Annotated in this window: 9 protein-coding genes; 3 read left to right on the top strand and 6 right to left on the bottom strand. The window is 55.8% G+C overall.

The genetic code is table 11. From position 1 onward, the window contains the following. Positions 1-222: 222 nt before the first annotated feature. From hemG to pepQ, 4 genes are read right to left on the bottom strand one after another with little or no spacing between them, the layout of a single operon-like run. The gene (gene hemG, locus HMPREF1144_RS09040; RefSeq protein WP_004097625.1) at positions 223-756 is read right to left on the bottom strand and encodes a menaquinone-dependent protoporphyrinogen IX dehydrogenase; all 534 of its coding nucleotides are present in this window, start codon (positions 754-756) and stop codon (positions 223-225) included. Between the two features lie 11 nt (positions 757-767). Beyond that, the gene (gene trkH, locus HMPREF1144_RS09035; RefSeq protein WP_004097624.1) at positions 768-2,219 is read right to left on the bottom strand and encodes a Trk system potassium transporter TrkH; all 1,452 of its coding nucleotides are present in this window, start codon (positions 2,217-2,219) and stop codon (positions 768-770) included. A gap of 41 nt (positions 2,220-2,260) precedes the next feature. Beyond that, on the bottom strand, positions 2,261-2,875 hold the full coding sequence (locus HMPREF1144_RS09030) for an IMPACT family protein (RefSeq protein ID WP_009652559.1): 615 nt from the start codon (positions 2,873-2,875) through the stop codon (positions 2,261-2,263). Then, the gene (gene pepQ, locus HMPREF1144_RS09025) at positions 2,875-4,206 is read right to left on the bottom strand and encodes a Xaa-Pro dipeptidase (RefSeq protein WP_009652560.1); all 1,332 of its coding nucleotides are present in this window, start codon (positions 4,204-4,206) and stop codon (positions 2,875-2,877) included. The genes HMPREF1144_RS09030 and pepQ overlap by 1 nt, the downstream gene beginning before the upstream one ends. Positions 4,207-4,397: 191 nt before the next feature. Between pepQ and fadB the strand changes: the two genes are divergently transcribed. The 3 genes from fadB (at position 4,398) to HMPREF1144_RS09010 (ending at position 8,312) form a co-directional block, all read left to right on the top strand. Continuing rightward, on the top strand, positions 4,398-6,587 hold the full coding sequence (gene fadB / locus HMPREF1144_RS09020; protein WP_004097617.1) for a fatty acid oxidation complex subunit alpha FadB: 2,190 nt from the start codon (positions 4,398-4,400) through the stop codon (positions 6,585-6,587). Positions 6,588-6,596: 9 nt separating this feature from the next. Continuing rightward, a complete protein-coding gene (gene fadA, locus HMPREF1144_RS09015) occupies positions 6,597-7,760 on the top strand; it encodes an acetyl-CoA C-acyltransferase FadA (protein WP_004097616.1) in 1,164 nt (387 codons plus the stop codon). A gap of 240 nt (positions 7,761-8,000) precedes the next feature. Then, on the top strand, positions 8,001-8,312 hold the full coding sequence (locus tag HMPREF1144_RS09010; RefSeq protein ID WP_004097608.1) for a hypothetical protein: 312 nt from the start codon (positions 8,001-8,003) through the stop codon (positions 8,310-8,312). Positions 8,313-8,356: 44 nt separating this feature from the next. Here the strand turns inward: HMPREF1144_RS09010 and fre are convergent, their stop codons facing one another. Together fre and ubiD are read right to left on the bottom strand one after the other, a co-directional pair. Continuing rightward, positions 8,357-9,058, bottom strand: a complete 702-nt coding sequence (fre, locus tag HMPREF1144_RS09005) for an NAD(P)H-flavin reductase (RefSeq protein WP_004097599.1) — start codon at positions 9,056-9,058, stop codon at positions 8,357-8,359. Positions 9,059-9,112: 54 nt separating this feature from the next. Then, positions 9,113-10,582, bottom strand: a complete 1,470-nt coding sequence (gene ubiD / locus HMPREF1144_RS09000; protein ID WP_004097597.1) for a 4-hydroxy-3-polyprenylbenzoate decarboxylase — start codon at positions 10,580-10,582, stop codon at positions 9,113-9,115. Positions 10,583-10,732 lie beyond the last annotated feature (150 nt).

Below are 10,732 nucleotides of genomic sequence, written 5' to 3'. Positions count from 1 at the left end.
CGCGAGGTCCCGTATAATACGTTTTCCTCATTCAGAGTCAAGCGATTATTTTCGCTTTTCTCTGCCGGTATTCATCGCTGAATCCCGCTGACCCGGCGGGCTGTAAGCCGTTGTTCCGTGTCAGTGGGAGCGCATTATAGGGAGTAATTCCGAAGTGACAAGGGGAAATTTCAAAAAACTTTTCGTTCGCTCAACTTTCCATCATCAGGGTGATTTAACGCGCTATTTGCTGGTCATTTGCGCAATTTCTCGCGCAAATCTGCCTACCTGCTGCCAGTCGGTATACACCACTTCTTTACTGACATCCGTTTCGCCGCCGGTCATCTTCATAATAAGGCGAATCATAAACCGATCGTACCAACGATAGCGTGGATAGCGGAGCGCACCGGCAAACACCGCGGAGTGCTGCGGCTGCCACGGCGAGTTAAGCAGAAACTTTCGCGTGTAGCTGTTGGTCTGCGGCGTTCGTTTTTCTGGCTTACGCGCGACGAGGTTGACCGAGAAAAAGGCGCCCGGTAGCGCCTGCAGCGACTGAAGATGCGTTTTTACAAACCGTTCTAAGGCGGGATGAAAATGACCATAGCGGATTGATGCGCCGATGACGACACGATCGTATAGCCTCCACTCCACTTCATTGGTGCGGTTGAGATCGATCGTGTCCGCATCAATCCCCTGCTCTTTTAATTCAGATGCCAGATAGGATGCGATTTCACGCGTCTGTCCATCGCGGGTAGAAAAGAGAATCAAAGTTTTCACAGGCACTCCTGTTATTCGCGCCAGAAAGTCGGAGTAAATAGCACCAGCAAGGTGAACACTTCCAGACGACCAAACAGCATATTAGCAATCAAGATCCATTTTGCGACAGGGTTCATCGTCGCAAAGTTATCCGCCACCACGCCCAGCCCAGGGCCAAGGTTATTCAGCGTCGCAACGACCGAAGCAAAGGCCGAGAAATCATCCACGCCAGTGGCGATAATCGCCAGCATACTAATGATAAACACTAGCGCATAGGCGGAGAAGAATCCCCAGACGGCTTCCAGGATACGTTCCGGCAACGCGCGGTTCCCCAGTTTAATACTGTATACCGCGTTAGGATGTACCAGCCGTTTAAGCTCGCGGTTACCCTGCTTGAAAAGCAGAAGAATACGGATAACCTTCAAACCACCGCCAGTCGACCCGGCACAGCCGCCGATAAAAGCCGAACAGAGGAGGAGGACCGGTAAAAATAGCGGCCAGCGCGCAATGCTGTCGGTCGTGAAGCCCGCCGTTGTCGCCATCGACACAACCTGAAAGAACGCCTGGTTCACCGTCATGAGCGCCGAACTGTAGACGTCATGCAGCCACAGCACCAGGGTACATACCACCACCAGCGTGAGCTGCACGCCGATGAACATGCGGAATTCGGGATCGCGCCAGTACACTTTCAGGCTGCGCCCGCTGAGTAATGAAAAGTGCAGGCCGTAGTTACAGCCCGATATCAGCAAGAAAATCGCAATAATGGAGTTAATCGTTGGGCTATTAAAGTAGCCCACGCTGGCGTCATGGGTGGAGAATCCGCCAATCGCAATCGTCGAGAAGCTGTGCCCGATGGCGTCGAACGCCGGCATGCCGGCAAACCACAGCGCCAGCGCACAGGCTACCGTCAGTAAGACATAGATAAGCCACAGCGTTTTCGCCGTCTCAGCAATGCGCGGCCGCATCTTGTTATCTTTCAGCGGCCCGGGCATTTCCGCCCGATACAGCTGCATCCCCCCGACGCCCAGTATCGGCAGTATCGCTACCGCCAGCACGATGATCCCCATCCCGCCAAACCATTGCAGCATCTGACGATAGAAAAGAATAGCGTGGGGTAACGAATCCAACCCAACCAGCGTGGTTGCCCCGGTCGTTGTCAGACCCGAGAAGGATTCAAAGAAGGCATCCGTAATGCTCAGGTTGGGCTGTTCAGAGAAGATAAAGGGCAGCGAACCGACGCTTCCGAGCACCGTCCAGAACAGCACGACGATGAGAAACCCTTCGCGGGATTTCAGTTCACCCTTCTCACGACGGTTGGGCCACCACAGCAGCGAGCCGATCGCCAGGGCAACGAAAAAGGTCTGGGTAAACGCCCGCCCCGCACCATCGCGATATATCAGGGCTATTAATCCCGGGAGGATCATTGTCCCCGAAAACAAAATGACCAGTAGTCCAACGATTCGGGTTATCGCGCGAAAATGCATCTCTGGCGCTTCCTTTGATATGCAAAAAAATCAGGTGGGGATTATTCGTCAATCTTCAGTAATTGCAACGAACCGCGACTAAAATCAGCCAGTTTTGCTGAAAATAGCGCCACTTCAGCCTGAGGAAGCGCCACGCGCAGCTGAACAGACGCTTGATATTCGCTTTCGACAATTTTCCCTGAGAACTGAGCCAACAGCGTTTCAATCCCGGCCAACTGCCCGTATTCACACTGCAAAGTATACGCGGTCAGCGGCGTCTTGCGCTGTGTTGTCAGCAGCGCAAGCGCCTGGTGCACACCGCCGCCGTACGCTTTGACCAGGCCGCCGGTGCCCAGCAGAATACCACCGTAGTAGCGCACGACGACAGCGGTTATCTCGCCGACGCCGCTACCCATCAGCTGCGCCAGCATCGGTTTACCCGCCGTCCCCGCCGGTTCGCCATCGTCGGAAAATCCCAGCTGCTGCGAGTCATTCGGAGGCCCGGCGACCCACGCCACGCAGTGGTGGCGGGCATCCGGGTGATCCGCCCTGACTGATTCAACAAACGCCTTTGCCGCCGCTACGCCGTCGGTGTGCGCCAACCGCGTGATAAAGCGGCTCTTTTTGATCTCTTCCACAAAGGTAACCGGCGCGGCCGGTATCAACCAGCTTTCCATTACGCCAGTTTCAGATCGCGCGTCATGTTTTCAATACTGTTTTCGTGGATCACGACGTTGTCTTCAATACGAATACCGCCAAACGGTTTCAGCGCTTCAATTTTCTGCCAGTTGAAGTGTTTGCTGAACTGTCCTTCGCGCCATGGCGCCAGCAGCGATTCAATAAAGTAGATGCCTGGTTCAATCGTCAATACCATCCGCGGCTGCAGTACGCGCGTGCAGCGCAGGTAAGGATATTTTGCCGGCGCGGCCAGATGGGTCCCCGAATCATCCTGCATAAAACCCGCGACATCATGAACCTGCAGACCCAAAGGATGACCAATGCCGTGCGGCATAAACGGTCCGGTCAGGTCGTTTTCCACCATCGCCTCTTCGCTCATATCTTTGACTATCTGATGTTTACGCAGCAGTTTGGCAATACGCTGATGGAACTGGACATGATAATCCACGTAGCTCACGCCCGCCTTCATGGTGCTAATCAGCGCCAGCTGTTCCTCATTAACGTCTTTAATCAGTTGCGCATAGTCACTATCGCCATGCGCCGCCCAGGTACGCGTCAGATCCGCCGCATAGCCGTTATACTCCGCGCCCGCATCCAGCAGGAAGCTGCGCAATTCCGCCGGCGCGCGATGATCCAGCTTCGTGTAATGCAGCACGGAGGCATGTTCGTTCAGCGCCACAATGTTGCTGTACGGTACATCGGTGTCGCGATGGCCGGTCGCGGTCAGATAGGCCTGGTTGATATCAAACTCGCTCATCCCGGAGAGGAACGCTTCATGAGCGGCCTGATGACCGTTAACCGCTGACTTCTGCGCTTCGCGCATGCAGGCCAGCTCATAGTCAGTTTTATAAGAACGATAGTAGTGCAGATAATCGATCGCCCCTTTCGGGTTGATTTTATCCGCCGCGATATCTAACCCCAACGCACGTTCCGGCACCGGCCCGATATAGGCAATATTGCCGCGCGCGGCAGGCAGCTGGCTACCGATACCATCCGCTTTCGGCAGGGCAATCACATCCACCTCTTCGGTCCAGAATGAGGTCGGCAGCGGTTCCACATTATGCCAGTAGTCGACCGGCAGATAGAACCACAGTTTGGGTTTGTTGACGCCGTCCACCAGCAGCCAGCAGTTAGGGACCTGCGTAACCGGCACCCAGGCTTTGAACTGGGGATTGACCTTGAACGGATACGGATGATCGTCAAGGAAGACGTTGACCAGTTCACCGGAGTGGATCAGCAGGGCATCCAGCTTAAAGCGGGCCAGAACATCGCGGGTGCGTTCTTGTAAGGTAACGATATGATTTTTATAGAGACCGGCAAGGGATTCCATCTTTTATCCTTTGATTTTATGAGATCGTGATGCTTCGCATCTTAGCACAATGACCTCAAACGGGGTGATCTCTACCGGGTGTGATCCGACCAGCATTTATTTAAAGTCTTATTTGCAATTTCTTAACATAAAATCCACACTCCGTCTCATCTGGTACGACCAGATCATATTGCTGGATTCAGGAGACTGACATGCTCTACAAAGGCGACACCCTGTACCTCGACTGGCGGGAAGACGGCATTGCCGAACTGGTATTTGATGCCCCCGGCTCGGTCAACAAGCTCGATACCGCAACCGTAGCCAGCCTCGGTGAAGCGCTGGACGTACTCGAAAAACAAAAAGATCTGCAAGGGCTGCTGCTACGCTCCGAGAAAGCCGCTTTTATTGTCGGCGCGGATATCACCGAATTTCTTTCTCTGTTCCTGGTTCCCGAAGAGCAGCTCAGCCAGTGGCTGCATTTCGCTAATAGCGTATTTAATCGCCTGGAAGATTTGCCGGTTCCGACCATCTCCGCCGTCAACGGCTATGCGTTGGGCGGCGGCTGCGAATGCGTGCTGGCGACCGATTATCGCCTGGCGACGCCGGATCTGCGCATTGGTCTGCCGGAAACGAAGCTGGGCATCATGCCGGGCTTTGGCGGCTCGGTGCGGATGCCGCGGATGCTTGGCGCGGACAGCGCGCTGGAAATCATTGCCGCCGGTAAAGACGTTGGCGCCGAACAGGCATTAAAAATCGGCCTCGTCGATGGCGTGGTTAAACATGAAAAACTGATCGATGGCGCGGTCGCGATTCTGCGTCAGGCTATTAAAGGCGACCTGGACTGGAAGGCGAAGCGCCAGCCGAAGCTGGAGCCGCTTCATCTGAGTAAAATTGAAGCCGCGATGAGTTTCACCATCGCCAAAGGCATGGTGGCTCAAACTGCCGGGAAGCACTACCCGGCCCCGATTACCGCCGTTAAAACCATCGAAGCCGCCGCCCGCTTTGGCCGTGAAGAAGCGTTGGATCTGGAAAATAAAAGTTTCGTCCCGCTGGCGCATACCAACGAAGCGCGTGCGCTGGTAGGTATCTTCCTTAACGATCAGTACGTCAAAGCAAAAGCGAAGAAGCTGACGAAAGATATCGACACGCCAAAACACGCGGCCGTGCTGGGCGCGGGGATTATGGGCGGCGGCATTGCATACCAGTCAGCCTGGAAAGGCGTGCCGGTGGTGATGAAAGATATCAATGACAAATCGCTGACGCTGGGCATGACCGAAGCGGCCAAGCTGCTAAATAAACAGCTTGAGCGCGGCAAAATCGACGGTCTCAAGATGGCTGGCGTCATTTCTACTATTCAGCCAACCCTGGATTACGCCGGCTTTGAACGCGTGGACGTCGTGGTCGAAGCCGTTGTTGAGAATCCGAAAGTGAAAAAAGCGGTGCTGGCGGAAACGGAAGACAAAGTCCGCCCGGATACCGTGCTGGCTTCGAATACCTCCACCATTCCCATCAGCGAGTTGGCCAGCGTACTGAAGCGCCCGGAAAACTTCTGCGGTATGCACTTCTTTAACCCGGTGCACCGGATGCCGCTGGTCGAGATCATTCGCGGCGAGAAAAGCTCGGACGAAACCATCGCGAAAGTGGTCGCCTGGGCCAGCAAAATGGGCAAAACGCCGATTGTGGTCAACGACTGCCCCGGTTTCTTTGTTAACCGCGTGCTGTTCCCCTACTTCGCCGGTTTCAGCCAGCTGCTGCGCGACGGCGCGGACTTCCGCAAAGTCGATAAAGTGATGGAGAAGCAGTTTGGCTGGCCGATGGGCCCGGCCTATCTGCTGGACGTCGTTGGCATTGATACCGCGCATCACGCGCAGGCGGTCATGGCGGCGGGCTTCCCGCAGCGGATGCAGAAAGATTATCGCGATGCTATCGATGCGCTGTTCGACGCTAACCGTTTCGGCCAGAAAAATGGCCTCGGCTTCTGGCGCTACAAAGAAGACAGTAAAGGTAAGCCGAAGAAGGAAGAGGATGCCGCAGTCGATAGCCTGCTGGCGGAAGTCAGCCAGCCGAAGCGTGATTTCAGCGATGAAGAGATTATCGCCCGCATGATGATCCCCATGGTCAACGAAGTGGTCCGCTGTCTCGAAGAGGGCATTATCGCCAGCCCGGCAGAAGCCGATATGGCGCTGGTTTATGGCCTGGGCTTCCCTCCGTTCCACGGCGGCGCGTTCCGCTGGCTGGATACGCTCGGTAGCGCAAAATATCTCGATATGGCCCAGCAGTATCAGCATCTCGGCCCGCTATACGACGTGCCGGAAGGATTGCGCAGCAAAGCACGTCATAACGAACCGTACTATCCACCGGTTGAGCCTGCCCGTGCGCCAGGCGACCTGAAAAAGGCTTAAGGAGTCACAATGGAACAGGTTGTCATTGTCGATGCAGTTCGTACCCCGATGGGCCGTTCGAAGGGCGGCGCTTTTCGCCACGTGCGCGCGGAAGATCTCTCCGCACACCTGATGCGTAGCCTGCTTTCACGCAACCCATCCCTTGAAGCCAGCACGATTGACGATATTTACTGGGGCTGCGTTCAGCAGACTCTGGAACAGGGCTTCAATATTGCCCGCAACGCGGCGCTGTTGGCGGAAATCCCGCATTCGGTACCCGCCACCACGGTCAATCGGCTGTGCGGTTCCTCCATGCAGGCGCTTCACGACGCGGCACGCATGATCATGACCGGCGATGCCAGCGTATGCCTGATTGGCGGCGTAGAGCATATGGGGCACGTCCCGATGAGCCACGGCGTAGATTTCCATCCGGGCCTGAGCCGTAACGTCGCCAAAGCCGCCGGAATGATGGGGTTGACGGCAGAAATGCTGGCGCGCCTGCACGGCATCAGCCGCGAGATGCAGGACCAGTTTGCGGCTCGCTCCCACGCCCGCGCCTGGGCCGCGACGCAATCCGGCGCATTCAAAGCGGAAATTGTCCCGACCGGCGGTCACGACGCCGACGGCGTGCTGAAGTCTTACAGCTACGACGAAGTGATTCGCCCGGAGACAACGGTTGAAGCGCTGGCCGCGCTTAGACCCGCGTTCGATCCGGTAACCGGTACCGTGACGGCGGGAACCTCATCCGCCCTCTCCGATGGCGCCGCAGCCATGCTGTTAATGAGCGAAAGCCGCGCTCGCGAGCTGGGCCTGAAGCCCCGCGCTCGCGTGCGTTCGATGGCTGTCGTCGGCTGCGACCCGTCAATAATGGGCTATGGTCCGGTTCCCGCGTCAAAACTGGCGCTGAAAAAGGCCGGGCTCTCCACCAGCGATATCGATGTGTTCGAAATGAACGAAGCTTTTGCCGCACAGATCCTGCCGTGCATTAAAGATCTGGGACTGATGGAACAGATCGACGAGAAGATCAACCTCAACGGCGGCGCGATCGCCCTGGGTCATCCGCTCGGCTGTTCCGGCGCGCGCATTAGCACCACATTGATCAATCAGATGGAGCGCAAAGACGCGCAGTTCGGCCTGGCGACGATGTGTATTGGTTTAGGTCAGGGTATCGCGACGGTATTCGAGCGGGTTTAATCAAAGAGTTATCTCAAAGCCATTGGTACCAGAACATGACGGCAAGTGAATGAATCCCGATGAGCTTACATATAGTAAGTGATTCGGGTGAATGAATGCAGCCCACGCAGTTATGGTGACAATGGCGAAGAGAGAGGGTTTAGTTGCCGTTCTTCCCGCCTGTCAGGGGCGGGTTTTTTATTTCCGCTATTCGGTTATTATCACCGGATACGTCACGCTCATTAAGGATAATGAAGAGTCATGAAAATAATCCCCATCATTTTTCTGCTAACGACGTTCCCTGCCGCAGCGCTCGCCAGCGAACAGGATAGCGCTCAGTCATGCCTCTCATGGGGGATCGGTAAAATGGCGCAGGATCCGCAAAGCGAGCGGTTCAAGGATCTGACCGTCACCGATATCACTACCGAACGCTATGATGAGAAGATAGGCAGCCAGCATATCGCGACGCAGCTAACCGCCACGCTGGAAAAAGAAGGGAACCCGGTAGGGAAAATGCTCTGTTTGCTGGAAAACGAACGACCGCTGTACGTTTACTTCAGCTATGCCCGGTAACAACAGCATCCGGGCCAAAAGCCCGGATGCCGGCAGAGCGGCTATCAGATAAACGCAAAGGCATCACCAAACAGGCGATCTTCGCGCGCGCCGCGCTCGTTGCAGAACAGGTCGCGGGCAATTTTCGCCATCTCGAAGCGGCCAGCGATATAGATATCATGCTCGCCCAGCGAACCGTAATCCTGCAGAACCGCCGTGAGTACGGTTCCGGTACGGCCGCGCCACTCGGCGTCGGGCTGCTCAACAACGGGTTCGACGCGCAGGCCCGGATGCTGCAGGCTTAACGCTTCGAGCTCGGCCAGGTCATAGAGATGTTTCGCTTCGCGCCCGCCCCAGTAGATGGCGATATCGCGATTCGGATTGCGCGCCAGCGCCGTGAGCAGAATCGAACGCACGTAAGAGAAACCCGTTCCCCCGGCGATTAAAATCAGAGGACGTTCTTCATCATCGCGCAGCCAGGCTTCGCCATGCGGCATATCGACCTCGATTTGACGCTCTTTCAGGATTCGATCCATCACCGCCATCGCATACAGGTTCAGTTCAGATGCACCGATATGCAGCTCGATAAACTCCTGTTCCGACGGCGTGGAGGCCATTGAGAATGGGCGCTTATCGCGTTCGTCCATCACGACCATCAGATACTGACCGGCACGGAAGGAAAACGCCGCTTCCGGCACTAATCGAACGCGATACACAGTATCGGTAATCGCCTCCACTGAGGTCACTTTACAGCTTAAGGTTGTCATGCGTCCCCTCTGTCGGGTCTATTGTGCAAAACAGCGGCGTAGCCCCGCTTACTGTTATTTGAAGATAGCCAGTTCATCCCAGATGGCGTCGACGCGCGCCGTCACCTCAGGATCTTTCTTGATCGGACGACCCCACTCGCGCTGGGTCTCTCCAGGCCATTTATTTGTGGCATCCAGCCCCATTTTTGAACCCAAACCGGAAACCGGTGAGGCAAAATCCAGATAATCAATTGGCGTATTTTCTACCAGTACCGTATCACGCGCCGGGTCCATACGGGTAGTAATCGCCCAAATCACATCATTCCAGTCGCGCGCGTTGACATCGTCATCGCAGACAATAACAAACTTGGTATACATGAACTGGCGGAGGAACGACCAGACGCCCATCATGACGCGTTTCGCGTGACCGGCGTACTGCTTCTTCATCGTGACGACCGCCAGGCGATAGGAACAGCCTTCAGGCGGCAAATAGAAATCCACGATTTCAGGAAACTGCTTTTGCAGAATGGGGACGAACACTTCGTTCAGCGCAACGCCCAGTACCGCCGGCTCATCCGGCGGACGCCCGGTATAGGTCGAGTGATAGATGGCATCTTCACGCTGAGTAATGTGGGTAACGGTAAAGACCGGGAAGTTATCCACTTCATTGTAGTAGCCAGTATGGTCGCCATACGGGCCTTCCGGCGCCATTTCTCCGGCTTCAATATACCCTTCCAGCACGATCTCCGCGCTGGCGGGCACCTCAAGATCGTTAGAGATGCACTTCACGACTTCGGTTTTGGTGCCGCGCAGTAGCCCGGCAAAAGCATATTCGGAAAGGGTATCCGGAACCGGAGTCACCGCCCCGAGAATGGTTGCCGGATCGGCGCCCAGGGCGACGGAGACCGGGAAACGCTCGCCAGGACGCGCCGCGCACCACTCCTGGAAGTCCAGCGCGCCGCCGCGATGCGATAGCCAGCGCATAATCAGCTTGTTCTTGCCAATCAGCTGCTGGCGATAAATGCCCAGATTCTGCCGCTCTTTATGCGGGCCGCGGGTCACCGTCAGACCCCAGGTAATCAGCGGCGCGGCATCTTCCGGCCAGCAGGTCATGATCGGGATTCGGGTCAAATCAACATCATCACCCTGAATGATTTTTTGCTGGCACGGCGCTCCGCGCAGACGCTTCGTCGGCATATTCAGCACCTGTTTGAACTGCGGCAGCTTATCAAACAGATCGCGGAAGCCTTTTGGGGGTTCAGGCTCTTTCAGGAATGCCAGAAGCTTACCCACTTCCCGCAGAGAACTGACATCCTCCTGCCCCATCCCCAACGCGACTCGCCGCGGCGTGCCGAAAAGATTACACAGCACCGGCATGGCGTAGCCCTTGGGATTTTCGAATAGCAGCGCCGGACCGCCAGCTCGCAAAGTGCGGTCGGCAATTTCGGTGATTTCCAGGTGAGGATCGACCGGCAGGGAGATCCGTTTCAATTCCCCCTGCTGCTCCAGTAATGTCAGAAATTCGCGTAGATCGTGGTATTTCATGGAGTTGTTATTGACCTCTATACAGGCGGGTGATTATACGGCGTTCGCCGGAGCTATGCTGTATTTTTGTTAAATTAGCGTGAAAGAACGCTGAAATTTAGTTTTCACCCGCAATGATTTCGCGATCGTACCGGGCTTTTGTTATGCTTG

This window comes from Klebsiella sp. OBRC7, from assembly GCF_000293135.1.
Taxonomy (GTDB): Bacteria; Pseudomonadota; Gammaproteobacteria; order Enterobacterales; family Enterobacteriaceae; genus Klebsiella; species Klebsiella michiganensis.
The sequence above is the reverse complement of the archived record's forward strand: the minus strand, read 5'-3'. Positions and strand labels throughout refer to the sequence as shown.

Coding starts and splice junctions, on each gene's coding strand:
- trkH (WP_004097624.1), bottom strand. CDS start 2,219: ATGCATTTTCGCGCGATAACCCGAATCGTTGGACTACTGGTCATTTTG.
- HMPREF1144_RS09030 (WP_009652559.1), bottom strand. CDS start 2,875: ATGGAAAGCTGGTTGATACCGGCCGCGCCGGTTACCTTTGTGGAAGAG.
- pepQ (WP_009652560.1), bottom strand. CDS start 4,206: ATGGAATCCCTTGCCGGTCTCTATAAAAATCATATCGTTACCTTACAA.
- fadB (WP_004097617.1), top strand. CDS start 4,398: ATGCTCTACAAAGGCGACACCCTGTACCTCGACTGGCGGGAAGACGGC.
- fadA (WP_004097616.1), top strand. CDS start 6,597: ATGGAACAGGTTGTCATTGTCGATGCAGTTCGTACCCCGATGGGCCGT.
- HMPREF1144_RS09010 (WP_004097608.1), top strand. CDS start 8,001: ATGAAAATAATCCCCATCATTTTTCTGCTAACGACGTTCCCTGCCGCA.
- fre (WP_004097599.1), bottom strand. CDS start 9,058: ATGACAACCTTAAGCTGTAAAGTGACCTCAGTGGAGGCGATTACCGAT.
- ubiD (WP_004097597.1), bottom strand. CDS start 10,582: ATGAAATACCACGATCTACGCGAATTTCTGACATTACTGGAGCAGCAG.